This window comes from Leptospira harrisiae (genome assembly GCF_002811945.1).
Classification (GTDB): domain Bacteria; phylum Spirochaetota; class Leptospiria; order Leptospirales; family Leptospiraceae; genus Leptospira_A; species Leptospira_A harrisiae.
The window spans coordinates 1,628,567-1,653,133 of sequence record NZ_NPDX01000001.1 but is presented as its reverse complement, the minus strand read 5'-3'; the positions used below and the strand labels follow the sequence as shown (position 1 = coordinate 1,653,133).

Sequence of the window (24,567 nt, the reverse complement as noted above, 5' to 3'; positions counted from 1 at the left end):
TTGGAAGAAAAAGATAAATGAAACGATCCAAAATCAAAACCATCCTGATCGGTCTAGGACGGATTTGTTCCGGTTTGGAAAGGGATCCTTTTCGTAAAAAACCTTGCACCCATATGGGTGTCCTACAATCGGATTGGGGAAGAGACCGATTTGAATTTCTCCAAGGATACGATTCTGATCCAAAAAGATGCCAAATTTTCCAATCCCAATGGAATGCGGATGCAATGTTAGTTGCAAGGGACCCACAAAAAACTTCCCTCCCTAGCCCTATCGAATTGGCTGTAATCTCTACGCCGAGTGCCTATCACGAAGAATGGGCCATCCACTGCATCCAATCGGGAATTCCTAATTTACTCATTGAAAAACCCGTGGCACTTTCCGAAGAAGGCGCAAAGAGGATTCAAAAATACGCAAAAAAACACAAAACGAGAATTTGGATCAATCACGAAAGGCGTTACCATCCTAGTTACCAGTTTGTGAAAAACCAACTAACAAAAGGAGTTTTTGGAAACCTAAAATCCATTCGAGCATCGGTTTTTACTTCTGCAAAAAACCCTGGGCTTGCCTTTTCGAAGTTAGGTGGCGGCCCGTTACTTCACGACGGAACACATGCAGTTGATCTTATCCATTGGTTGGTTGAGAATCCAAAATTAATCCATTCCAAGTTAGAAAAACCAAAAAAAAATACAGTGGAATCTCGAGCCCTTGCATGGTTTCAAAACCAGTCCGGAGTGGAAGTGTTTTTAGATGTTTCTGGCGAACGAGATTACTTCCAGTTTGAGTTAGACATTCATACAGATACAAATCGAATCATTTGTTCAAACGATGGATTTTCTTTTTACCAATCGGAACCTTCCAAGTTATACCAAGACTTTCGTAGTTTGGTTCCATTTGTTCCCAAACATTTCCCCAAACCAGAAACATCGAATGCGTTTATTGGAATTTATGATGAAATTTTCCGAGTGATTCAAGGCAGAAAACAAACAATGGAAGGTACACTTTCGGATAATATCGAGATTTTACACTTGATAGAATCAATTTATAGGCGAAAACCATGAACACAAAAAAAAATCGGTCTGCTTCTATTTATCTATTTGTGATCAAAACTTGGTTACAGTATCTCATTTTAGCCAAAATCAAAAAAAAATTTACATCACAAAGTAAATACGAATCCATTCGAATTCAGTTTCTTAGAAGAAAGGGAAAGGAAACAAAAAATTTATTTTTCCAAATGGGAGGAGTTTACATTAAAATTGGGCAATTTATCAGTAATTTATTTCATGTTTTACCGGAAGAATTTTTATGGGAACTCCAAGATTTGCAGGACAAAATTCCGCCCCGAGAATTTCAAGAGATCAATAAGCGCTGGTTAAGCGATTATGGAAAATCCATGGAGGAAATTTTTACCGATTTGGATAAAACTTCTTATGCAAGTGCCTCCACAGCCCAAGTTCATATAGGTTATTATAACGATAAAAAAGTTGCCATCAAAACTCTTTACCCTAAAATCGAAGAAGATGCCATTCGTGACTTAAAAACGATTTCTCGGATCATTTGGCTCATTGATCGGTTTGTATTTAAAGTTTCAGCAAAAGAAGTAAACGAACAATTAAACACAATGATTCGTTCTGAACTTGACCTTCGGAGTGAACTTAAAAACCTAAAATATACAAAACAATTGTTTGCGTTGGAAAAAGATTTTTATTTTCCAAATCCAATTGATGAACTATGTAATAAACATACACTAGTAACCGAGTTTGTAGAGGGGAAAAAAATCTATGAACTAAATCCATTCGAACCTCATACAAAAAAGAATCCGAATTTAGAAAAACTAGTTCGTGCGTATATCTTAATGATATTTGAATATCGTTTTTTTCACGCCGATCCACATCCAGGGAATTTAATTTTTATGGAATCAGGTGAACTTTGTTTTATCGACTTCGGCGCAGTACAATCCATTTCCGAAGAGGAAACACGAATTTTAGAAAGAATTTTAATTGGGGCTATGCGAAAAGACTATCACTTAATCACCGAATCCTTATTCGAATTAGGTGCTGTTACAGAATCATTATCAAAAGAAGAATTAATTCAGATTGTTAAATATTCCCTAGAGAAACTCAATCGCATTTTAGAATCCACAGATCATTTTAGAAATATTGGGCTGGATACACTAAGGCCAGCCGAAGACCTTCGTTTTTTAAAAGAAATTCAGGTGAGTTTAAAACGTCTACTTTCCAGTCTCAAATTACCACCAAATTTCCTTAGCCTGCACCGGGTCCTTGCTCTGTTGCTTGGAAATTCATCCTACCTTGACCCAACTCGCTCAATGATTGACTATGCTGAAAAACCATTTTCTCAAATTGTTCTCAAGGGAAGTTCCTTAAAAAAACTTTGGAAAGACGAAGGAGAAGAATTCATCACAAGCCTATTTTCTTTACCCAAAGAATTAAATGATTTTTTATACAAATGGAATCGGGGAGAATTTCAAACCCCTGATTCTACAAGAAAAGAGGAGCTTAGACTAAAAGAAATATTCACCTTTGGTGCTTTGGGTTCGATATTTTTCTTTTTCGGAATGTATTATTCGGAAAAATTCTGGAAAGAACCAAGCATATTATTTTATATACTATCAGGACTGAGTTTTTGGTCTTTAGCCAAATCAAGTCTAAGTTATTGGAAACAAAAATAAACGGACCTTCTCTAATTTATGAATCTACCTAAAACCCCATTTTTTTCCGTATTTAAACCTGGATACTTGGCCTTTGTTCTAGTTGGCCTTTTTTTAGATCTACTATCTAAATATATCATTATAACAAAAATGGTAGCACATGAAAGTATTCCCGTGTTAGGTGATTTTTTCAGATTGTCTTTAACATTCAATACGGGTTTTGTATTTGGCCTTTTTCAGGACAATGCACTTCCATCTTTATTTGCGACAGGCTTTGCGATTGTATTTCTTATCTTTTACCGTTGGCAAAATGCTGATTTGGGAAATGCCTGGGGATGGAATTTTGTGATGGCGGGTGCCTTTGGAAACTTTTTGGATAAATTCTTCGTAAAAATTCCAGGTGTTGGATTTCGATTTGGATTCACTCCTGAAAAACCAGGTATTGAATTCATTGGTGTAGTAGACTTTTTAGACTTTGAGTGGCCAAATTTTCTACTCTTCGATCGTTGGCCTGCATTTAATGTGGCAGACTCTTGTGTCTCTATTGGAATTGTGATCCTTCTTTTTACGATGGACTGGAAAGAATTAGATAAAAAATAAAGAATCATTTAGATAACAAAAGAAATTGGGACAGAGTGTTTTTCCATTTGTCCCAATAGATAATTTATAACAAATAACTCCTCATTACGTTTACAGATAAAGTTTTTAATACATCTTTATCTTCTTCGATTTTTCCAACTTTCCAATTGATTCCAGACGGTGATGCATATAAACTTCTTGCAGGTTTTCCTTCTGATGGACCACAAACACGAATGATATGAACTGATTTTTCTTTTGCAAGAGATTCAAAAAAAGTTAAATCTTCTTCGTAAGATCGTTTTTGATCTGCAGACGAAAGATAAAATATAATTTCAATATCTTCTTTTTTAAATTCATCCCAAATGGATTTATTTTCTAAATCTTCACCGACAAGAAGTCCAAAACGAAGGCCACCCATTATAAAAATTGATTCCGTTTTTCCCGGAGTCACACCGGGTTCGTTCAACGAAGAGGGAGATTTTTTTTCATAAAAGTCAACTAGAACTAAGGATTGGACAATAGGTAATACGGAAACCAATTGTCCTTGTTCATTTTTACGATAATGGCTTCCGCCAAGGATCACACCAGGAAAACTTTCAGAAATTTCCAACAGATGGTCTTGGTATTCCTTTTCGTGTTTGGTGGCACTCTCAGGTGATTCACTTTGAAAAAAATGAGGAAAACCTTCGGGTAAAATTAAAAAGTGAGCCTTTGATTGTTGGATTTTGGAAATTTCCTCTGGGCTAATACGTTTGTGTAAGTTCTTTTGATAAATTGCGATTTTGATGACTGCCATTAAAATGGATTCCCCGATGGTAATATGTCATCATCTAAAGGATCGTCAGAACTGTCATTTTCTTCATCTGAAGAAGTTTCGTCAGCATCCGTACTTTCCGTCTCAGTTCCAGTTTTACTCGAAGTAACAATTTCATTTGTTTCCTTTTCCAAATCAGCAAGTTCTGTTCCACTGGATTCAACATTGCCTGTTCCCATGTCCACACCAAAAGATGCTTTCATTTGTTCTGGAGTGAGTTCGACAAGTCCACCAAACAAGTCTCCAGTTTCTAATCTGTCATACAAGGCCATCAGATAACAATAGGATTCCATGATACATTGTTTGACCGGTTTTTTATTAAGTCGTTTGCGAGACTCCATTGAATCTAAAGTCAAAACGTCATTCATATTCGCCACAATTTCCTTTTTGCCTTTCATATCTTTAATGAGCACAAGTAGGGAATCTCTGGATTTTAAACTAAATTCTTTAATGGCCAAACGTACCGTTCTTGATTGTCCAGTACGTTTTTGTTCAATTCCTGTTAATTTCTTTGATGCTTCAATATAATTGGCGCCAGGGTTTGCTTTGTGTTTTTCTAATTCTCTTAGAATGTCATTATAAATTCGAAATTGATCAATGATGGTTCTTGTACCTTCATAAATGTCCAACATTTTCTGTCGATAATCCACCTTCACTCCGTTAATCGAGCCAGGTTTAATATCGATCTTTTTTGTGGTCATCACAAAGGAATATTCATCATCGAATTCATAAAAGTAAAATAAAGCAAGCAGTGCTTTGTCAGAATCAGGTATGTTGGAATATTCATTTTTAGGATCAAATTTTTTCCGAAGTTTAGGAATAGAATACATTTGCATTAAACGTAGTCCATACGCCTGTTCTTTGGAAAGAGGGACTTCATCCTCTTTTTTATCCTCATCCTTGGAGTCTTCGTCTTTTTTGTCTTCTTTAGTTTCTAATTCTTTACCACCAGGTACATTTTCTCCTGATTTTCTTTGTCCAGGTCGATCTTCTGGATTAATACCTAGAAGATTTTCCATATAACGGGAAATAAGTGGTATATTTTTGTTTTCAGCTCGTAAGATTACAAGATAAAGTCTGTCAAAAAATCCTTCGAAGAGATTATCAATTTCTTGCGTAACTTTTCGTTTTTTGTTCGCATAAATTAGGGAAGGTTTTCCTTCCAATTTTTGCAACTCATCAAATGCTTGCACAAAAGATTTTTTCAAAGTCTCTTGGTATGGATAAAGTATGTACATTCTTTTAAAAAGTGCATAAATTGGATTTTTGACACGTTCGATGGCAACAGGTGATTCTGGCGCAACCATGATCGGATCTGTAATGTCTGTTAACTCTGGGCCATTATATAACTTTTGACCCATTGCAAGCAATTCTACAAGTAGGGGATTAATTTTATCGAGTGCCTTACTCAGTTGTGGAGAGTATTGTTGATTGGCTAAAAGTTCGTTCCCGCTATACTGAAGTTCAATTAATGCTTGTTTAGCGCGTATGCTAAAATCATGCATAAACTTGGGAGTTAGATCACTCGATCCAAAAGAAGTGACCCGTGCAAGCCAGCACTTCAGTTTGATTCCAAACCGAGCGGAGAAACTACTGATTTCTCTTTCGTATTGTGCTTTGGAATCTGCTTGGGAGCGAGAATTTCCAGAATCAGATTTGTTTTGGTTGTTTCCACGACTTCCCGAACGGCTATCATCTCCTCCGCGAGAAACTGTACTTTGGCGCACCTTTGGTTCGGGACGATTTTTTTTTGTTTCGTCTTCTTTCGGCGGTTGTTTTTCTTTTATGATCTCCCCGCCGGCACTGACAAACTTATTGAACATATCCTTTCTTGCAGAATCATCCAGTTTCCCTACGCCAATTGCCCTTTTCGTATTATCAAAATCGCCCATAATTAACTATCGTTCCAATTCCTCAATATGGGAATTCAATTTCTTACAAAAAGCAATTTTTAGTGGATTCCCCTGTTTTTCGAAAAAGATTGGAGTCCAAAAGGTATACCATGGCTGATTACATCCTGTCTGAAGATCTGAAAGAAGCGGTCCAAGTTGCGGAAATTACAAAACGACCACTCCTCCTAAAAGGAGAACCAGGGACTGGAAAGACACTGCTTGCAAGTTTCCTTGCCGAGACCAAAAAAGTTCCATTCTACCGATGGCATATCAAATCCACAAGTCTTGCGAAAGAGGGTCTTTATTTTTACGATGCTGTTTCAAGACTAAATGATTCCCGGTTTCCTGAAGAGGAAGCCATGCTGCGTGTGCGCGATGTGAAAAACTATATCCGACTTGGCGCCTTGGGTGAAGCTTTTTCTCAAACCCACAAAGCTGTGGTTCTCATTGATGAAATTGATAAAGCGGACATCGAATTTCCAAATGATTTACTATTAGAATTGGATAAAATGGAATTTTTTATTCCGGAAACCAAAGAACATATCATCGCCAAAGAAAGGCCAATTGTCATCATCACTTCGAATAATGAAAAAGAACTGCCTGATGCGTTTTTAAGGCGTTGTATTTTTCATTATATAGAATTTCCCAAACGCGAAGCAATGAAGGAAATCATCAAAGCTCATTACCCTTCCATTGAAACAGAGTTTATGGAAAAAGCATTGGCGATGTTTTATTCGATTAGAAAAATTGAAAGCCTTCGAAAAAAACCGTCAACAAGCGAACTTTTAGATTGGATTCAGGTTCTACTTGTTTCCGGAGAAACCTTAGATTCGAGTAAAATTCCTTTTGCTGGGACTTTATTTAAGTCGGAAGAGGATTACCGAGTCTATTTGAACTAAAATGTTTTTAGATTTTTTTTACAATCTACGCAGAGAATCTGTTCCTTGTTCAACGGGAGAACTTATAGCTTTCCTCGCCACCCTAAGGAAATTAACAGATCCGTCTGGTTATATGAATTTGGACCAGCTCTACAGAGTGGGCCGGCTCAATTTTGTAAAAGATCTAAAATACTATGATAGTTATGACTTAGCTTTTTCCAAAACATTTGGTTCATGGAAAGAAGAAAGAATTCAATTCCGAGATACCTTATTTGAATGGTTAGAAAATAATATTCCCAAACACTTAACAGATGCTGAGAAGTTGAATGCTCCTCATATGAGTATGGAAGAAGTCATTGAAGAGCTTAAAAAGCGATTGGCTGAACAAAAAGAACGTCATGACGGCGGAAATAAATGGGTAGGAACTTCCGGCACTTCTCCTTTTGGAAACTCAGGATTCAATCCCAATGGAATATCAATAGGAGGAAATACGGAAGGGGAGGGAAATCGTTCGGGGGTGAGTTCGTGGAATGAAAGAAAATACAAAGCTTACCGGGAAGATGAAATTTTAGATACAAGATCCATCCAACTTGCTTTAAAAGAGTTACGCTTTCTAAAAAAAGAAGGAAGGAGAGAACTCCATGTAGAGAAGACCATCGATAAAACCTGCGAAAATGGCGGTGAGATTGAACTGGTCGAAGAAAGAGAACGCAAAAACTCACTCCGACTTGTGCTCATTATGGACATAGGCGGGAGTATGACCCCTCATTCAGAACGAGTGAGTAAACTTTTTAGTGCTAGCCTGGGACTATATCATTTCAAAGAAGTTCATAATTATTTTTTCCATAATATTTTCCACGAATACTTGTATGAGAACCATGAGTTCCAGTCCAGAATCTCTCTCAAACATTTTGAAGAAAAATTTCGAAAAAATACAAAATTGATTTTTGTAGGCGATGCATACATGGCTCCATACGAATTAACTGGAACACCTTACAATCCTTATGCGTATCATTCGGCAAGTTCTGATGAAAAACAAAGAAAGGCAAAAAGTGGACTTGAATCTTTGAAAGAATTAGTTGGTTTTTTCCCTGAATCTGTTTGGCTCAACCCCGAACCAAAACGTTTTTGGGGAGCTCCCACCATCGAAGCCATCGAAGATGTTGTTCCTATGTTTCCCCTAACCATTGAAGGTTTACGAAAGGCAGTAAAAAGATTAGTTTAGTGCTAATTTCTTTAGCATTTCTCATTGATTTTCAGGGTTTTTCTGCCGTTAATCATACCAAATGATCAGTCAAATTTCGATACCTAGTTTGATCATTTGTCTTATCAATCTTCTGACCCTAGGGTTTTATTATTCATTTTATCGATTTCATTTTTATAGGTATACAGAATCCTTTTTACAATACACTGCTTTTGCATTTTCAATTTTTAGTGCAGGGGTAGCCATTGCTATACAAGCGGCACTTTCAAATTGGTTACCTGATGGTGGACCATACTGGAATGCATTTATCCTTTCTTCCTTTGTAGAAGAATTTGCAAAACTTCTTGGGATCTACTTATTTTTTAGAAAAAATCAGGATGAATTCACAGTTACTGACGGAATCTTCTATGGCCTTGTGTTAGGTGGTGGATTTGGGTTGGTTGAAAATATTTTGTATTTTATCAACACCGGTCTATGGTCACAAGTACTTCGTTCAATTACCGCACTCCCGATCCATATGATGAATGGGGGACTTGTTGGTGCATACCTTATGATGTTTTTATTTCATAAAAATCCAATTTTTAAATGGGGCAAACTTGGGTTTGGATTTTTTATATGTGTTGGAATTCATGGACTGTATAATCTTTCCATATTTCAAGAAATTGATTTACTTTTTGTTCTTCCTTTTTGTATTCTTTCTCTATTTTTTTTCCTGGAATTAACAATCGCAAAATCAAGAATTCTCGTCCCTGGACATATTCTAAAATTAATGAATATGAGTATGGAAGAATATGAAATACTAAGTCGACACAATCGACATGAAGGATGGATACAAAATGTCCAAAAACATATTTCCACCTCAGGGATAAAACTGTTACAATTCCCGAGTTTACGTCACTCGATCCTGACTGCATTTTTTATCATTCCAGGAATTTTATCAGTTTATTTATTAACTGAATCGCCAGAATGGATTTCATTTAAATTTCCTGATCTTGCGTTACAAGATTACTTCGCATTATTTGTGATGTATCCGGTTATACTATCGCTAATGTTTTTCTTTGCTGGAATTCTAAATCCATATTTTTTTCGGGATAGGATGCTTGCTGTTCCTCTTTTTAGTTCCGTTGATTTACACTTAAATAACATTGAAGAAAACTCAGCAATCTTCCATATTCAGGCAAATATGTTTTATCTCCCCACCTCACAGATGTTTACAGAAAACACGAAAGTCAAATTTGATCTTTGGATTGGTTTGGATTGTTTTGTGGGACTTTCAGGAACCATCCTTTGGTGCAGAGAAAACGAAGAGGGGAATTGTGGGGCGATGTGCCAGTTAGATAAAATTCCTTTTCCATTTCTGATTAAATGGCATTTTCTTCGGTTGAAACAAAATTTCAAAAATTTGTTTTTAAGAAAATCATTCGTTTAGTCAAAGTATACTAAAACTTAGATTCAAAACTAAATCCATAAAACAAACTGTCATTTGGTTTCCATTGATTCCCAGCTCCTAATAAATTTGAACTGACATTCGGTTTCATATCTAACAATGGTTTTAAATAAACACCATTGGCATTTTCATTTTTGGATTCCATTCGACCCAAATAAAAACTATCTATTAAACTATAAGATATAATAGAAGTAAATACAACTGAGTAGATTAAAAAACGTTGCCTGTGGAAATCATAATTGTTTGTGCTAAGAGTATTTGCAAATATCAAAACTCTTCCATCACTTGTAGGAAAATATTCAATATCTTTATTGATAGCATTGACTGAAGCATTGTATTCATATAACATTCCTAAGCCGGAGAGGAATGCCCCTCCGAAAATAATCGCAGCTTTACCATACCTTTTTTCTGCGATCGGAGAATAACCAGGAATCACTTTGGGTGTTTCTTCTTTAATGACTTTTACAATCACTGATTTATTTTGAATTTCAAAGGACTGGAAATCAAGAATATCTACCGATTCCAAAGTTTTGGATTCGGTTTCAATGATGATTCTACCTCTTTCTAAGGTTTTGAAATTTCCGATGATTTCTTTTTCGCCAAATACCCATTTACCTTTTGCCCCAGGTTCAATGTAACGTTCCATGGGAAGTCCCGATTCAAAACTCACTTTCAAAGAAGAGATTTTTTTTAACGGAACGACCTCTAATTCCAAAGGGCTACTTTTTTTGGAAAAACTAGCATTGGATTTGGTCAATTTGGTGAGGATCAAATCACAATCTTCCACTCCAAATGTTTTATAATCAGCACAAGCGGGGAGCCCGTCATAACCCACATCGATCCCCAAAACTTCTGAATTTAGAAACTTATAACGTTTTCCTTGGTCTTGCCATTCCACGTGGGAAGTCGTGACATTCACAACCTTTCCATTCAGTATTTCTCCTGATTTCAATCGAATCTTATCGGCGAAGAGACTAGAGATACCAAAAAACAGTAGAATGGTTAGGATGATTGCCCGAAAGGAGCGTAAGAAGAATATGTGGATGCCTAAAACCAATGGGAAAATCTCAATTTTGTGATAGATTTCTATCACTTAATTATCGACAATACAAGTAATTGCCGTGAACAAAAGCAAAATCAAAACGACGAATTCCTTACGCTTTAAGATTGGACTCTTTTATTCCCTTCTTGCCTTACTCAATATCATCTTTTTTACGGTGATGATTTTTGAAAATCAATCGGATTTACTCCTTAAGAACTTCCAATTTCAGTCAGAAAACCTTGCCAACACCATTCTTGCTGACATCCAAGCCATTGGTCTTTCCGGTGAAAAAGACGAAAGTTTTGAAGTTTTTCGCAAAACCTTAAAATTGTATGAAATCACAAAATTTTCCATCTTTGATGCGGAAGGAAAAATCATCCTTTCCGAACCCGATTCTGGACCTGGAATCAAAGAAATCACAGATGCAGTTTTGAAAAAAACCAAAGAGGTCTCCTCAGATAAAGAAGGGAATCTCTTCAAGGCAAGGTATAGTTTAGATCTGAATGAATCAGATTTTACAGTGGATTTTTTATTACCGATCCGACTCTCCGATGCAAAAGAAGTTTTTCTTTTCACACATTTTAATATTTCCTCCATCCAAGACCGATTAAAACAACTCTACATCCAAGTGGGTTATGCAGTTCTTTGGGGAATTGTATTTCATATCATTTTTGCCATACTTGTTTACAGAGCTATTTTCAAACGAGTTGGCTCCTTAGAAGTTGCATCTAAACAAATGGCTACTGGAAATTTAGAATCCAGGGTCACATGGAATTTTAAAAGTAATGATGAATTGGATAGTTTAGGAAAATCGTTTAACTTAATGGCAGAAGAAATTCAAAATAAAGTAACTACCATTACACGATTAAATGAAGAAATCAATCAAGAACTTCAAATTGGTAAAGAAGTACAAGAACTATTTTTGCCTTCTGTGAAAAAATTCAAAAAATTCAACATTGGTAAATTATACCGACCCATGCGAGAAGTTTCTGGAGATTTATACCAATACTTTCAATTTCCTGAAAATAATTATTATGGCTTTTTTTTAGCAGACGCATCTGGGCATGGTGTCTCGGCAGCTTTAGTAACAGTTGTTATGGCGATGTCTCTCCAAGCCATTATGAAAGAAAACCATTCTGCAATCCAAGCAATCAATCAATTAGGTGAAGTGATCGCCAATCGACTTCAGGCATCTTTTTTTGCAACCGGTGTATTTGTAGTATTTGAAGAACCGGGAGTCGTGAAATTTGTGAATGCTGGCCACAATGCCCCTTTCATCATTCGACCTTCCACAAAAGAAATCACTTATGTTGATAGTTCTGGTCCACCACTTGGCATGGGAGATGACATCCAATACTCATTAGAATCCTTTCCTGTTCTTCCGGGTGATAAAATCATTCTGTATACCGATGGAGTCGTAGAAACTCCGATCAAAGAAGGTGGACTTTTTGGTTTAGAGAGATTCACCGAGGTAGTATTAGAAAACATTCATTTGCCTAATGCAGAAATTGTAGAAAAGGCGATGGCACTTCTAGAAGAAAAACACGAGGAATATAAGGATGATGTCACTATGATTGTCCTTGATGTACCGGAATGAAAAAGTTTTTCTTTTTCTCTCTTTTTTTTGTTTTGTTTTTCTTTTTTGCTTTGGCTTCACAGTCCATTGTCAGTGTCAAATTACAAGAATTACGATTTGGAATTCTTCGTGACCAATTAATGAATTACGAACTCTCTTCACAAACCTTACGTGAAAGATTAAAACAAATGTTTCTCTCTAAAGATGATTATATGACTGAAGTCAAAGTTAATATCTTAGAATCAGGAATTATGAATTCGGAGACAGAAGGATTAGATTTAAAAATGAGTTGGCAAGATCGATTTGGTCTTTATGTCATTAACTCTGTACGTTTTTTAAATTTTAAACCAGCATTAGAGTTAGAGGAACAACAAAAAACAATCATTCGTTTGCAGTTTGCTTTCTATATGGAAAGGACAAGAAAGTATCCAATTGCTTCTAAAAAATACCAAGAATTGGAAGATTCAGTAACATCTTCTTTGTCGGATGAAATGGCATTCACTCTCCTTCACCATGGTTACTGTTTGGTGATGATGGGTGAAAGAGAAAAAGCCTTTGTGAAACTCACCAAAACTATTGATTTATTTGCTGGAACCCACTATGCAGAAAATGCGAGTCTTCTCATAAGTTTTTTAGAAGAGGGTGAAAAGAAAAAGTTAGAACTCAAAAACAAAAAAAAATCACCTGAAGAGCTGGCTTACTCGCTTTTCCAAAGTGGCGATTATGAAGAAACTTTAAAAACATTAGAAACTTTGCCTGTTTTAACAAAAGACCAATCCTATGTCAAAGCTCGGGCAATGGAAGAATTAGGAAAAACCTCGAATGCGGTCAAAGAATACATCCAACTCGTAAAACAAAAAGAAAACAAGGAAGTGGCCATTCGGGCAAACAGACGTTTGTTGCTGATTGGAAATTTTTATCAAGAAAATAAATCTCTCGTGGCTTTTTCGAAAGAAGAAGCTACAAAACTTGGAGATACAAAAGCTGCAGAAAATATTGAAGAAGGGAAAAGTTTAGTCCTAAAACCCGTAATCATTGAAAAAGTTCTAAAAGCAGAAACTGCATCCAATCTCTCAGAAGAAGAATCAAAAGAACTCAATCAAATTAAAGAGAACATTCGTGAATCTCTAGAAGTATCTAAAAGCGAAACAACCAAACTAGCTGCGGTTGTTTCAGAAGAAAAGATTCCTCTTGTTCCAGAAATAGATGAAACTAAACTGAAGGTGCCAGAAGTCACACAAAACCTGACACAGGTGAAAAAAAACAGTCCACAGACCCCATTAAAACTCAAAGTAAAGTTACGAGATGGGCGTGAAGTCATTTGTGAAGAAGTAAAAATCGAAGGGAATCTTGCTACCCTCCAACTAGGATCGTTTGGATTAAACCTCCCTTACGAACTGGTTGTGTCAGTACAAGTATCTGCTGAACGAGGCATTCCGATAAAGGTAGTGACTGATTCCGGAGTCAAAGGAGAATCCAACCGATGGATCCAGAATGATTCGGGAGATTGGACAAAACCAAAATCGAAGGAAGAGCCAGTGGTTAGAGGAGAGGTGAAGTTTTTCCGGCTCTAAAAAATGACAGAGGAGCGAAAGCGGTTATGGAAGTTCCGCTTCGCCACCTAAAATTGTAAAAAACTTATCTAAACTCGAAAGTTTCAAAATTACCATTACATCTTGGCTGACATTCAGTAGGAAAAATTGTCCTTCTTCCGACTTTAGCTTCTTTTGGAGGTTGGCAAGAAGAGCAATCCCAGAGGAATCCAAAAGTTTGATGTTGACCATGTCAATTGCTACAGACTCGGCCCCGTCATCGATGATTTTATGGAGTTCTTTTTTTAATGCGGGTGCAGAATAAATGTCGAGGGAACCCTCTAGAGTAACAACTGTATGATTTTTAACTTGTTTTGTTGTGAAATTCATTGAACTTCCTACTGGCACGTATACTATCTGTTTACTTGCCAATTTTGTAAAGAATTTTTGTGGAAACTTGTTTCACTTGTATCTTTCGTCATTTTGATTAGAAAAAACCCTAGGTTTGTAGCCTTTTTAAAACTAAGGTAATTGCTTGGTTAAAACCATCGTAACCACCCTTGTCATAATCGGTCAGTCCTTTATAATCCAAATCACTCATATCCAAGAGCAATTTCCTTAGTTCATGCTCTAAATATTCTTTTTTAATATAATTAGTTTCAAAAGTTTTCGGATGCACTTACGGTATACGACGAAAAAACCTTGTTTTTCTGAATCTTTTTTAGGTTGAGATTTTAGGAAAAATACGAATTCTTAGTGGGAGAGATAAGCCATACCGGCAACAACAATGGGCAGTCCAATCAGCGTTCTAATACTCGAAAACGATTCTAATAGTGTATTTGATCTTGTGCGAGAGATGAAAGCCAATGGCCTCAGTCCTCTCTATCGCGTGGTCGAAACATTCCAGGCATGGGAGGCTACAGTCCACGAAGAAGATTGGGATGCAATTATTTGTAGCACAAGAGAACCATTCCATTCCGAAATTCCTGTTTATTTGCAGTATTTAAATGATAAAAAAATCGATATCCCAGTCATTCTCCTCAGTGATTCGGAAGAATTCTCGAAAAACCTTAGTTATATGAAATCTGGGGTCAACGATTTGATTGACCGGAAAAACTTACTTCGCTTAACAGAAGTTTTGGAACGAGAAAGAAGAGAACTTGTTTATAGAAAGGAAAAAAACACAACCGAAACGTTTTTATACCAATCACTGCAGGAAATCCAACTTCAAAAATTTGCCCTTGACCAAGCCAATATCGTATCCATTACCGATGCCAACGGTATCATCACTTATGTAAACGAAGCCTTTTCGAAAGTCACAGGATATGGAAAAGCGGAGCTCATTGGCCAAAATCATAGGATCATGAAATCCACAGATAAAACAAAAGAAGATTGGGCAAAAATTTGGGAAAACATTCAAAAAGGAAATGTATGGCGAGGAGAAATTCGTAATATCAGAAAAGATGGAAGTGATTATTGGGCAGACACAACCATAGTACCATTTACAAGACAAGATGGATCGATATTTCAATACATTGCCATCCACCACGATATCTCTGATAGAAAACTCGCAGAACAACAATTAACCCACGATGCTTTTTATGATAGCTTAACGGGACTTCCAAACAGAGCATTATTTCTCGCAAGGATTGAACAAAAAATCTTTGCTTATAATACAAAAAATACAGGTTATCCGATTTTATTTTGTATCAATATAGATAATTTTAAACGAATCAATCACTCCCTTGGAAATGAAGCAGGGGACCAAATTCTAAAAATTTTTTCTGAAAGACTAAGACAGTTTTCTGATACGGAAGCCATTATCACAAGACTTGGTGCTGATAATTTTTCTATTTTAATCACACATCTTCTCGCAATTGATGAAGGTATCAATTATGCTGTAAGATTGCTCGAACGATTGGGTGATCCGATACCCCTTGGCGGATACGAAATTTATCTGACCGCATCTTGTGGAATTTCTGCTTTTGGGTTAGGTGGAAAAGATGCTGATGTACTTTTACGAAATGCAGAAATTGCTATGTTTCATGCTAAATCACAGAAGGTAGGAACTGTATCGGTTTTTAACCAAGCGATGCAGGAAAAAATCCATTTCCAGTTGGAAATCCAAAATGATTTAAAAAAGGCTCTGACTCATAATGAAATTTTTGTATTTTACCAACCAATCTTAGATATCAAGGAAAATAGAATCGGTCATTGGGAAGCCCTTGTTCGTTGGCGGCATCCGCAAAGGGGAATGGTTTCCCCGGCAGAATTTATTCCATTGGCAGAAGATTCAGGCCTCATTGTTCCCATTACAAAATTTGTGTTGGAACAGGCTGCCAATGTCATTGAAGAAGTACAACTCAAACAAGGTCTTCCTATTTCTATTGCTGTAAATCTAAGCCCACAGGTATTTTTTGATCAAAATATTTTTCATTGGATTGTAGATTTACACAATCGACGAGGAATTCCTTATACTTCTTTGCAGGTAGAAATTACAGAAAGTTTGGCGATGAAAAACCTTTCGGAAACTGTACCGATTCTATCAAATCTCATTGATATTGGAGTTAAAGTTGCCTTGGATGATTTTGGAACTGGTTTTTCTTCCTTATCCTATTTAGAAAAACTTCCGCTTTCCATTGTCAAAATTGATAAATCCTTTTTGAGTAATGTGGAAGAAGGATCCAAAGAAAGTTTTTTACTAATTTCTATCATCAATATGGCACATGACCTTGGTTATTCGGTAGTTGCGGAAGGTGTTGAGGAGATTGAACAACTTGAGTTATTAAAATCTTACGAATGCGATAAGATCCAAGGATATTGGCTTTCCAAACCAATTGGAAACGAAGAGGTAGTCCCTTTTATTCATCAATTCTATTCAAAACAGGAAAATAAATGATTCGAATTATAAATTTAATTTTAACTCTGACAATCCTCATTCACTGCAGCACATCTCCCACAGGAAGAAGACAAATTTTGTTAGTAAAAGATGCTGAAATGAATGAAATGGGCGCAACTTCATTTGGAGAAATGAAAACAAAAACTCCAATCGATACGACTCTTAAGGCTAATGTTTATGTCAATTGTATTGTATCAGCAGAATTAGCAGTGACTATGGATACAACCGGAGTAGATTCGTGGGAAGTAATTGTATTCAAAGACAATACACCCAATGCCTTTGCATTGCCAGGAGGAAAAATAGGTGTACATACTGGGATGTTTTCTGTTGCAAAAAACAAAGACCAGTTAGCAGCCGTAATAGGGCATGAAATTGGTCATGTGATTGCTCGCCATGGAAATGAACGTGTATCACAAAACCAATTAGCAGGTGGGTCTGTAAAAATTTTAGAAAGTCTTGGGAAACCTACAGTGGCTGGTGCACTTGGGCTTGGAGCAAAATATGGAATTATATTGCCTTTTTCAAGAGAACATGAATCGGAAGCAGATTTACTTGGATTGGAATTGATGGCAAAATCAGGATTTGACCCGAGACAAAGTGTCGAACTTTGGAAAAACATGAGTGCACTTGGTGGGAGTAAACCCAATGAATTGTTGTCAACACATCCATCAGATGCAACACGTATGAAACATTTAAATGCAGCAATGCCAAATGCTTTGGTTTTATGGGAAAAAGCGAAAGCAGAAGGGAAAGGTCCCAACTGCCAGATATAAGTTAACTAACAATTATTCGCAGAGAAGTTTTCTTCCTGCGATTTTACAATTCCTCGCCTTACCTTCGTCAGTAAGAACTCCAATCCCTTCTTGACCGTCAGAAGTAAAGTCACCAGATACGGATTTACCATCTTTGAAACTATAGGTGCCCTTGCCATTGATTTGCCCGTTTTGGAATTCGCCGACGTATTTATCACCATTTTTGAAATTATATTCGCCTGGGCCTTGTTTTTTATCTTCTATGTACGTTCCGCTAAACTTTTCACCATCAGTGTATAGAAAACTTCCAGCACCTTCCCGTAAGTCGTTTTTAAATGAGCCAGTATAAACATCGCCGTTATCATATACATATTTACCTATGCCGTTGACACAATTCCCTTCGATACAGCCAACTTTCTTTCCACCCTTTTCTGGATCTTCAATATTTGCATTCCTTGCAGTCGATTTCGGTTCTTGGTTTGTACCGTCATCCTTTGAGTCAGGAGAAGCACAGGCCAATAAAATTGGCAAAAGGAATAAACAACAAACATAACGACGAAAGGATAAATTCATACGTCCCCCAAATATCAAACCCATGGTAGAGGAGGATTTTATAGAAATCAATTCAAAAAGTATTTTTGAATGTCCTGAAAGCGGTCCTTTTCCAAATTGAGTTCCGTCGCTTCCTTTGTAATTTCAAGAGCGATTGGATTCATTTCTTCTACTAATTCGGACAAATTGGGTAAATCTACCAAAAATCGACTGATGGTTGTTAACCTATTTTTATCGGTAAACACTGGTGATGTTAATGACAAGCCATGTTTTGCTCGGGTGATTGCCACATAAAATAAACGCCTTTCTTCTTCCAATTCTTGTGTAGTTTTGATTCGAGAACTAGGTAAACTTCCTTCTACCACTTGCATAACAAAGACATACTTCCACTCTAATCCTTTTGCCGAATGAATGGTAGATAAGGTTAAAAAATCATCCTCATTGGAATCAAGAGGACTGGTATCCATTCTTTCTGTTGGATCCAAAGTCAAATTTGCCAAATAGTCAGAAAGATTAGGGGAAGATTTACTTAAAACTTTAAAAGACTCTAAATCTAATTTCCGTTTATCAAAATCATCATATTCATCTTCCAAAATTGGAAAATAATGCGTTAAAACAGCCTCGACTAGAGCCATACTATTTCCTAAATTCATCATTTGAGAGCGAAACATATTGATTAAATTTTGAAAGGAGCGTTTCGCCTGGTCTGGAATCCCCAAAAAAAACGTAGGTGAATCGAAAACGAGATCCCAACTAAAGTCATTTGATTCTAAATTTTTATAAAGAACTTGTGCATACTTTTTACCGATCTGTTTTTCTAATAGTAAAACCCGATTCCAAGAAAGTATATCCTTGGGATTGTCAATGATACGTAAGTAAGCAAGTAAATCCTTAACATGCGCTAAATCCAAAAATCTTTTTCCACCGTATTTACGAAATGGAATTTGTTTTGATGTGAGTTTTACTTCTAAAAGGTTGGAGATATAACCTGCACGAAACAAAACTGCAATCTCTGAAAGTGGAATATTTTTTTCGTACAACTCTAAGATTTGGTCAACAATCCAATTTGATTCTTCTTCGGATGACTCCAATTTCGAAAGGATTGGTTTAGACGAGGGAGTCTGTTTGTGTGAAATTAGATGTTTTTTATAATTTTCTTTGCTTTGGTCTAATACCGAATTTGCTAGATCTAAAATTGGTTGGTTACTTCGATAATTTTCAGTTAGGTGAATTGTTTTTGTATTTGGAAAAATTTTTGGAAAATCCAACATGTTATTTACATTGGCACCACGAAATCCATAAATACACTGTGCGTCATCACCAACAACAAGTATGTTTTGGTGTTTGCTTGCTAATAAACAGGCAATATGTGCTTGGATTCGATTGGTATCTTGGTATTCATCTACTAAAATATATTTATACTGTAGTCCCACTCGTTCGCGAATGGACTCTTCTTCCATCAATATCTTTCGTGTAAAGTCTAGTAAATCATCAAAATCTAGTGAATTGTGTTTTAGTTTGAGATCCGCATACTTTGATTTTACCTCTTGGATTTCTTTGGTTAAACCAAGAAACATAGGATATTCTTTTTGAAGTAATTTTTCCAAAGAAATTTGTAAGTTGAAGCAACTAGAAAAAATCTCAGCAAGTGTTTCTTTTTTGGGAAAACGAACTTGTTTGGTGACAACCTGGTCCCTTGCCATACCCACAAGACTTGTGGCATCATCTTCATCTAAAATAGTAAAGTTAGAATTGAGGGAAACAACTAAGGAATACTTCCTAAGAAAATGGTGGCAAAAAGAATGAAAAGTACCACCTTGTACAGACATCATTCTTGAATCGAGTTTACTCGTCGCACGATGTAACATCTCTTTGGCTGCCCGTCTTGTGAAAGTTAACAGCAATAGGGAACTTGGGTCAAATCCATTCTGAACAAGAGAAGCCAATTTATTGACAAGAGTGTTAGTTTTTCCTGTACCGGCTCCTGCCACGACTAGGATGGGACCTGGGGGGGATAAAATGACTGAATTTTGAGCCTCGTTTAAATCCTCATTCACAATACAGAGATTGGTTGTATGGATTCTGTTGACAAACTCTAATTATTGTATTTGATAGATGAATCCGGTTTTAGATAATATGACAGCAGTTGTGGGAACAGAAAAAGAAACAGACGTTAAGAGAATCCTCGTTGTAGAGGATGAAAGAATCATTGCCATTAATATTTGTTCTACTTTAAAACAATATGGATACCATGCAACATACGTTTCTGATGCCAATGATGCAATTGAACATATTGAAAACGAACATTTTGATTTAGTGTTAATGGATATCATGTTAAACGGTCCCATGGATGGGATCGAAATTGCAACGATCATCAAAAAAACGAAAGAAATCCCAGTGATTTATTTAACTGCATATTCTGACGAGGCAACCATCAACCGAGCAAAAGCAACGGAACCATTCGGCTATTTAATCAAACCATTTAACAGTCGTGATTTGTATATTTCTGTAGAGATGGCCATTTACAAATCTCAAGTCCAAAAACACATTCGAAATGTTGAAAGTCGGCTTGCGGAAAATCAAAAATGGGAAACCATTGCTCTTGTTGCTTCTGGAATTTCCCATGAAGTCAACAATCCACTCACTTCTATTTTGAATTTGGCTGATTTGATTTCTTTGGAAGCAAAAAAAATAGGAAATGTTTCCTTAGAAGAAAAAGCTTCAAAAATTGCAGATGAATCGGATCGAATTGCAAAAATCATCAAAAACTTAGTTTCTTACTCTCAATCCACATCTTCGCAGTGGACTTATTCTAATTTGGGAAGTATTCTGAATGACACTCGTTCTTTCCTACACCAGTATTTTTTAAAAGAAGGAATCCAATGTGAGATTGAATTGGGGGATGTGCCACTTGCATATTGCCAACCACAAAAAATCAAACAGGTTCTTCTCAATTTGATGCAGGATGCACGTGTTCGTGTCAATACAAGGGAAGATTCAATTGGTAGAAAGATCTTGGTGATACTCAAACAAATGGAAGAAGATGGAACAAGCCATATCCTCATTCAAATCAAAGACAATGGTGCTGAAGATTTAATGAAAGGAATCGCACAATTCAATTCCTTAGAAGTATCCAAAAATATCGTAACCGAACACAAAGGAAAAATGTATAGAGACGAAGAAGAATCTTCTTGGTATTTCACTCTACCAATCGTAAAACCACTATAACAGTCGTTTATCGCTTTTGCAAAACTAGTGACTTGGAAATTTGAGGAGTTTCTTCTAATAATTTAAAAAATAGTTGGATCCGGCTGGAATGTAACATCCAATTGTCCTCTAAAAACAAACCCGCTAAGAAAAAATTAAAGTCTTTATAATACAAAAATGAAGTCTGTGGATTTTTTGTGAAATCGAGCAGGATGGCGAGCGCCAATCGATTGGCACTTTCATCTGGACCAAAACCCTCCATAGGGATTTGGATGGTAGGCTCAGGAACCATAAAACAATGTTCCGTACTTCCTTCTCTGACTTTGAGATTGTACCGCAAAGTACCAGGAATACGCTCTCCAGAGTAGGTTTTTGCCATTCAAAACTCCCGGATGCCCAAGGATTGAGCCTTTTGATTATGTCCATTACATGAATTGTTCTGCAACCTCTTTTTCCGATAAAATACGGGAGCGGAGTCCGAAATTCTGCCTGGTTTTCCATTGATTTTTTCGACCGGTGTAAAACTCTCGTTCTATACTTTCAAAGCCCGCTGTGCAAAAATCCATTCGTTTCCTCATATTATTTAATGTTTTTCTCTTCGGAATGGAAATTCTGGCTCAGGATATCAACGGGTTAAAACTTCTATTTCCTGACCAAGCAGCGCCTACTAAAAGTGCACAAGAAGAAGAAAGAAAACAAACCACAGCTCAAGTCCAACGAGGTCTTGTTAGAAAATCTGTTGATTCCATGTCCGATCGTGAAGTGGAAGACAACCTTCGCAACTTAGGACTGAATCCATCTGGAACCATTTATACAAAAAGAGAGAGACTACGCGAAGCACTGGTTCCAGAAGAAGAACAAAATTTAACTCCCGAATCCCTTCTTAGTTCTCAAACAAAAAAAGGCCCTCCAATCCAAATTCAAAACGCGGCGGAAGGACAACTTTTGAATATTGATAAAACAAAAGGTGGGGTATTTGTCCTTCGTGGAAAAGTTCGATTAAAAATTAAATCTGGTGAACTTGTTGCCGACTCTGTTTCGATTGATGCCAATCGGCAAGAAATTTACGCAGAAGGCGGAGTGGAATACAAAGATGGTAGTGCCAAAGTCAATGGCGACCGAATGATCTACGACTTAAAAATCAACCAAGGCGTAGTTTATAATTCCAAGTTGAGTATGTTTCCCTCACACTTCATTGGCCAAAAAATAAAACGTTTAGATGAAAAACGTTACCTTTTAGAAATGGGTTACTTTACCGCTTGTAATGCGGAACTCCCACATGAATCTTTCCAAGCAAAGAAAATCTTTATCCATGATGATAGATCCGTTGTAGCTTATAGTGTTTCCTATAAAGTAGGAGGAACATCCCTATTTTGGCTTCCTGTATTGTATAACTCCGAATCTGGAAATGGAGTCACTACACAAATTGGTAAAAACAATACCCAAGGTTGGTTTTGGCAGAACTCATACCAATGGTCTGATTCTTATCCAAACAGTATTTTCCTCGCTAATGGTTATAAATTCAGATTTGATATGTATGAAAAGACGGGACAAGCTGCCCAGCTAGAGATGTGGAAACTATCTCCCTTTTTAAATTACAATATCAATCTTGGTTATGCCAATTATAAAAATACGGCTATCACACCTGTATATGAGGATCGATTTAAAAACGGAGGCGTGGGTAACGTAGCGGTAACAAATAACGTAGATCGAGGGGAAATGTTTCCTAACACTGGTTTACCATACCGCAATACAGGCGTTAACTATGATCCTTGGTGGAAAACTGACATTCGATTGAACGCAAAGTTCAACGACTTTTCCCGCGACTACACAAGAAACGTTCAATTACAATACGAAAATTATAGCAATCGTCAGTTCGACTATGAATTTGGAAATAGATACCAACCTTCGAATTCTTTACAGTCTTTATATACGTATAGAGATGTTCGATTGGGACTCATTCGCAACTTACTCAATTGGAACTTAAATTATACTGAGAACCGCGGTGATTTAAGCGTTGGTATTTCCATGAGTCGAACTCTTGTGTATCAAATCCAAGCAAATCAGTATTTTGCTGCACAAGATACTTTGCCAGCGGTGACCATTCGAAATTCAAGTAACATTGGCTTGGTGCCAGGAACAACAAGTCCCATTTATTGGGATATGTTATTCCAAACCAATATCAATCGTATATATGGAGTCCCGCAACAAAAAACAAATCCGACGACTGGTGTAGTTGATCCGCGTAGCCAATACCAAGATTTTGTTTTGCGATCACAAACAAATGTTATAGGAGAGACAGGATTTCGTTCTCCCATAGCGATGGGCGCTTATATGTCATTCACTCCTTCAGTTTATATGGGAGCCACAAAACAAACAGTCGAATTCCCTGGTTCTGGTAACGATTTGAATAGTCCTGACCGTGACGTGAACAAGGCATATGCTACTCTTTTAAAACAACAATCCTATCAATATGTACGCCAATCGCATACAGTCAGAATGGGAATTCCAGAAATCTTCTTATCAACCACTTACCGTCGTTTGGATGCAGATAAAGCAGAAGCAAAAGATCCTATCCTAGGAAATTTGAGACAACATGAAGCCGAGTTTTCCTTAGAAAGTTATGCCCTCAACGATTGGGATATTTCTGTAAGAACCATCCGAGACTTACGTCAATTTTCCTCAGCTTACAATCCTGGACTTACAAATATGCAACGCTGGTATTACACTGTTGTAAGAATTGGTGGTTTTTTTGATTTTGTGGATGGATTTACAACACGTAGACCAAGCCTTTTGGAAAGAAAACGTAATTTTTATTCTGGAGTGTTTATTAACAATGATTACGTGCATCATACTCCCCAAAATAGATCTTTATCAAATAACTTAACTGTATCGTATAAAATGGGTGGGTTTTCTTGGCCCATCATTCGTGCCTTTAGAAGTTTAGAAATTGGATCTACTTGGTATCATGTTTATAAAGATAGTTATTTAGACAGTTATCGATTTTTCTTCAAAACTGATGTCAAAGTTACAAGGTATTCTGGAATCGAATTAGAACTTGATTCACGAGTAACAGAACCTTGGCGTTTAACTGCCCTTGCACAAGGACAGTTTTATGCTATGAACACCAGTCCTGAATTGTATACCTCACAAACTGGGACCAACTATGACCAAACAACCATTTGGGAAGATTTAGCTGCAGGAACAGGTGCCCAAGGCCAAACACAAAGACAAAAAACTGTTTTTAATATCAACCGGTTCATGATGACTTTAAAGTTAGATTTACACAACTGGGAATACCGTTTAGGTTACAGCATGAACTTAAGAGCACTACCGGGAGGTCTTGCAATGAACAACCAATTGACTTTTTATGACCAATCTGTATACTTTTCTGTTAACCTAACCAACTTCAGTTTTGGAGATTCATCATCGGCACAAGCGACTCGTGTTCGTTTGTATAGATTCCGCAAACGTCCACTTGATGGAACGACAACAGATTTAACGGAATAAATTTTTCGAGTTTCA

Annotated in this window: 19 protein-coding genes; 12 read left to right on the top strand and 7 right to left on the bottom strand. The window is 36.7% G+C overall.

Features of this window, described 5'->3' with window-relative positions; translation table 11 throughout:
• The first annotated feature begins 17 nt into the window (after positions 1-17).
• Genes CH364_RS07660 through CH364_RS07650 form a run of 3 tightly spaced genes read left to right on the top strand, consistent with a single transcriptional unit; the run spans position 18 to position 3,268 of the window.
• A complete protein-coding gene (locus CH364_RS07660) occupies positions 18-1,058 on the top strand; it encodes a Gfo/Idh/MocA family protein (protein WP_100742945.1) in 1,041 nt (346 codons plus the stop codon).
• Positions 1,055-2,689 carry an ABC1 kinase family protein gene (locus CH364_RS07655; protein ID WP_100742944.1) on the top strand — a complete coding sequence of 545 codons (1,635 nt, stop codon included), beginning with the start codon at positions 1,055-1,057 and terminating at the stop codon, positions 2,687-2,689. The genes CH364_RS07660 and CH364_RS07655 overlap by 4 nt, the downstream gene beginning before the upstream one ends.
• Before the next feature lie 18 nt (positions 2,690-2,707).
• A complete protein-coding gene (locus CH364_RS07650; protein ID WP_100742943.1) occupies positions 2,708-3,268 on the top strand; it encodes a lipoprotein signal peptidase in 561 nt (186 codons plus the stop codon).
• Positions 3,269-3,332: 64 nt separating this feature from the next.
• Here the strand turns inward: CH364_RS07650 and CH364_RS07645 are convergent, their stop codons facing one another.
• Both CH364_RS07645 and CH364_RS07640 read right to left on the bottom strand, forming a co-directional pair.
• The gene (locus CH364_RS07645) at positions 3,333-4,043 is read right to left on the bottom strand and encodes a carbon-nitrogen hydrolase family protein (protein ID WP_100742942.1); all 711 of its coding nucleotides are present in this window, start codon (positions 4,041-4,043) and stop codon (positions 3,333-3,335) included.
• On the bottom strand, positions 4,043-5,953 hold the full coding sequence (locus CH364_RS07640; RefSeq protein ID WP_100742941.1) for a hypothetical protein: 1,911 nt from the start codon (positions 5,951-5,953) through the stop codon (positions 4,043-4,045). Before CH364_RS07640 ends, CH364_RS07645 begins: the two co-directional genes overlap by 1 nt.
• Before the next feature lie 110 nt (positions 5,954-6,063).
• Here CH364_RS07640 and CH364_RS07635 point away from each other — a divergent pair, with 110 nt between their 5' ends.
• The 3 genes from CH364_RS07635 (at position 6,064) to CH364_RS07625 (ending at position 9,464) form a co-directional block, all read left to right on the top strand.
• A complete protein-coding gene (locus CH364_RS07635) occupies positions 6,064-6,852 on the top strand; it encodes an AAA family ATPase (protein ID WP_100743470.1) in 789 nt (262 codons plus the stop codon).
• A gap of 1 nt (position 6,853) precedes the next feature.
• Positions 6,854-8,056, top strand: a complete 1,203-nt coding sequence (locus tag CH364_RS07630; protein WP_100742940.1) for a VWA domain-containing protein — start codon at positions 6,854-6,856, stop codon at positions 8,054-8,056.
• A 61-nt stretch (positions 8,057-8,117) separates the two neighbouring features.
• Positions 8,118-9,464 carry a PrsW family glutamic-type intramembrane protease gene (locus CH364_RS07625; protein WP_100742939.1) on the top strand — a complete coding sequence of 449 codons (1,347 nt, stop codon included), beginning with the start codon at positions 8,118-8,120 and terminating at the stop codon, positions 9,462-9,464.
• A 10-nt stretch (positions 9,465-9,474) separates the two neighbouring features.
• Here the strand turns inward: CH364_RS07625 and CH364_RS07620 are convergent, their stop codons facing one another.
• Positions 9,475-10,575 carry an LB_137 family protein gene (locus CH364_RS07620; protein WP_243401287.1) on the bottom strand — a complete coding sequence of 367 codons (1,101 nt, stop codon included), beginning with the start codon at positions 10,573-10,575 and terminating at the stop codon, positions 9,475-9,477.
• A 28-nt stretch (positions 10,576-10,603) separates the two neighbouring features.
• Here CH364_RS07620 and CH364_RS07615 point away from each other — a divergent pair, with 28 nt between their 5' ends.
• Both CH364_RS07615 and CH364_RS07610 read left to right on the top strand, forming a co-directional pair.
• A complete protein-coding gene (locus CH364_RS07615; protein WP_100742937.1) occupies positions 10,604-12,121 on the top strand; it encodes a SpoIIE family protein phosphatase in 1,518 nt (505 codons plus the stop codon).
• Positions 12,118-13,674 carry a tetratricopeptide repeat protein gene (locus CH364_RS07610; protein WP_100742936.1) on the top strand — a complete coding sequence of 519 codons (1,557 nt, stop codon included), beginning with the start codon at positions 12,118-12,120 and terminating at the stop codon, positions 13,672-13,674. Before CH364_RS07615 ends, CH364_RS07610 begins: the two co-directional genes overlap by 4 nt.
• A gap of 24 nt (positions 13,675-13,698) precedes the next feature.
• Here CH364_RS07610 and CH364_RS07605 read toward each other — a convergent pair whose 3' ends face one another.
• Complete coding sequence (locus CH364_RS07605) at positions 13,699-14,022, bottom strand: STAS domain-containing protein (RefSeq protein WP_020777405.1); 324 nt, start codon at positions 14,020-14,022, stop codon at positions 13,699-13,701.
• A gap of 397 nt (positions 14,023-14,419) precedes the next feature.
• Between CH364_RS07605 and CH364_RS07595 the strand changes: the two genes are divergently transcribed.
• Both CH364_RS07595 and CH364_RS07590 read left to right on the top strand, forming a co-directional pair.
• A complete protein-coding gene (locus CH364_RS07595; RefSeq protein ID WP_100742934.1) occupies positions 14,420-16,531 on the top strand; it encodes an EAL domain-containing protein in 2,112 nt (703 codons plus the stop codon).
• Positions 16,528-17,304 carry a M48 family metallopeptidase gene (locus CH364_RS07590; RefSeq protein WP_100742933.1) on the top strand — a complete coding sequence of 259 codons (777 nt, stop codon included), beginning with the start codon at positions 16,528-16,530 and terminating at the stop codon, positions 17,302-17,304. Before CH364_RS07595 ends, CH364_RS07590 begins: the two co-directional genes overlap by 4 nt.
• Positions 17,305-17,316: 12 nt before the next feature.
• Here CH364_RS07590 and CH364_RS07585 read toward each other — a convergent pair whose 3' ends face one another.
• Both CH364_RS07585 and CH364_RS07580 read right to left on the bottom strand, forming a co-directional pair.
• Positions 17,317-17,856, bottom strand: coding sequence for an MORN repeat-containing protein (locus tag CH364_RS07585; protein ID WP_100743469.1), 540 nt, complete (start codon positions 17,854-17,856; stop codon positions 17,317-17,319).
• Between the two features lie 47 nt (positions 17,857-17,903).
• Entirely contained in the window at positions 17,904-19,892 is a 1,989-nt protein-coding gene (locus tag CH364_RS07580; protein WP_100787841.1) for an ATP-dependent helicase, read from the bottom strand.
• Positions 19,893-19,971: 79 nt separating this feature from the next.
• On the opposite strand from CH364_RS07580, the gene CH364_RS07575 reads away from it, so the two are divergent.
• Positions 19,972-21,063: a response regulator gene (locus tag CH364_RS07575; RefSeq protein ID WP_100743468.1), complete on the top strand. Its 1,092-nt coding sequence runs from the start codon at positions 19,972-19,974 to the stop codon at positions 21,061-21,063.
• A gap of 7 nt (positions 21,064-21,070) precedes the next feature.
• Here CH364_RS07575 and CH364_RS07570 read toward each other — a convergent pair whose 3' ends face one another.
• A complete protein-coding gene (locus tag CH364_RS07570) occupies positions 21,071-21,421 on the bottom strand; it encodes a hypothetical protein (RefSeq protein ID WP_100742931.1) in 351 nt (116 codons plus the stop codon).
• Between the two features lie 224 nt (positions 21,422-21,645).
• Here CH364_RS07570 and CH364_RS07565 point away from each other — a divergent pair, with 224 nt between their 5' ends.
• Positions 21,646-24,552: an LPS-assembly protein LptD gene (locus tag CH364_RS07565; RefSeq protein ID WP_100743467.1), complete on the top strand. Its 2,907-nt coding sequence runs from the start codon at positions 21,646-21,648 to the stop codon at positions 24,550-24,552.
• Positions 24,553-24,567: the final 15 nt, after the last annotated feature.

Coding starts and splice junctions, on each gene's coding strand:
- CH364_RS07590 (WP_100742933.1), top strand. CDS start 16,528: ATGATTCGAATTATAAATTTAATTTTAACTCTGACAATCCTCATTCAC.
- CH364_RS07575 (WP_100743468.1), top strand. CDS start 19,972: ATGACAGCAGTTGTGGGAACAGAAAAAGAAACAGACGTTAAGAGAATC.
- CH364_RS07585 (WP_100743469.1), bottom strand. CDS start 17,856: ATGAATTTATCCTTTCGTCGTTATGTTTGTTGTTTATTCCTTTTGCCA.
- CH364_RS07660 (WP_100742945.1), top strand. CDS start 18: ATGAAACGATCCAAAATCAAAACCATCCTGATCGGTCTAGGACGGATT.
- CH364_RS07625 (WP_100742939.1), top strand. CDS start 8,118: ATGATCAGTCAAATTTCGATACCTAGTTTGATCATTTGTCTTATCAAT.
- CH364_RS07610 (WP_100742936.1), top strand. CDS start 12,118: ATGAAAAAGTTTTTCTTTTTCTCTCTTTTTTTTGTTTTGTTTTTCTTT.
- CH364_RS07605 (WP_020777405.1), bottom strand. CDS start 14,022: ATGAATTTCACAACAAAACAAGTTAAAAATCATACAGTTGTTACTCTA.
- CH364_RS07640 (WP_100742941.1), bottom strand. CDS start 5,953: ATGGGCGATTTTGATAATACGAAAAGGGCAATTGGCGTAGGGAAACTG.
- CH364_RS07635 (WP_100743470.1), top strand. CDS start 6,064: ATGGCTGATTACATCCTGTCTGAAGATCTGAAAGAAGCGGTCCAAGTT.
- CH364_RS07570 (WP_100742931.1), bottom strand. CDS start 21,421: ATGGCAAAAACCTACTCTGGAGAGCGTATTCCTGGTACTTTGCGGTAC.
- CH364_RS07595 (WP_100742934.1), top strand. CDS start 14,420: ATGGGCAGTCCAATCAGCGTTCTAATACTCGAAAACGATTCTAATAGT.
- CH364_RS07650 (WP_100742943.1), top strand. CDS start 2,708: ATGAATCTACCTAAAACCCCATTTTTTTCCGTATTTAAACCTGGATAC.
- CH364_RS07645 (WP_100742942.1), bottom strand. CDS start 4,043: ATGGCAGTCATCAAAATCGCAATTTATCAAAAGAACTTACACAAACGT.
- CH364_RS07630 (WP_100742940.1), top strand. CDS start 6,854: ATGTTTTTAGATTTTTTTTACAATCTACGCAGAGAATCTGTTCCTTGT.
- CH364_RS07565 (WP_100743467.1), top strand. CDS start 21,646: ATGGAAATTCTGGCTCAGGATATCAACGGGTTAAAACTTCTATTTCCT.
- CH364_RS07655 (WP_100742944.1), top strand. CDS start 1,055: ATGAACACAAAAAAAAATCGGTCTGCTTCTATTTATCTATTTGTGATC.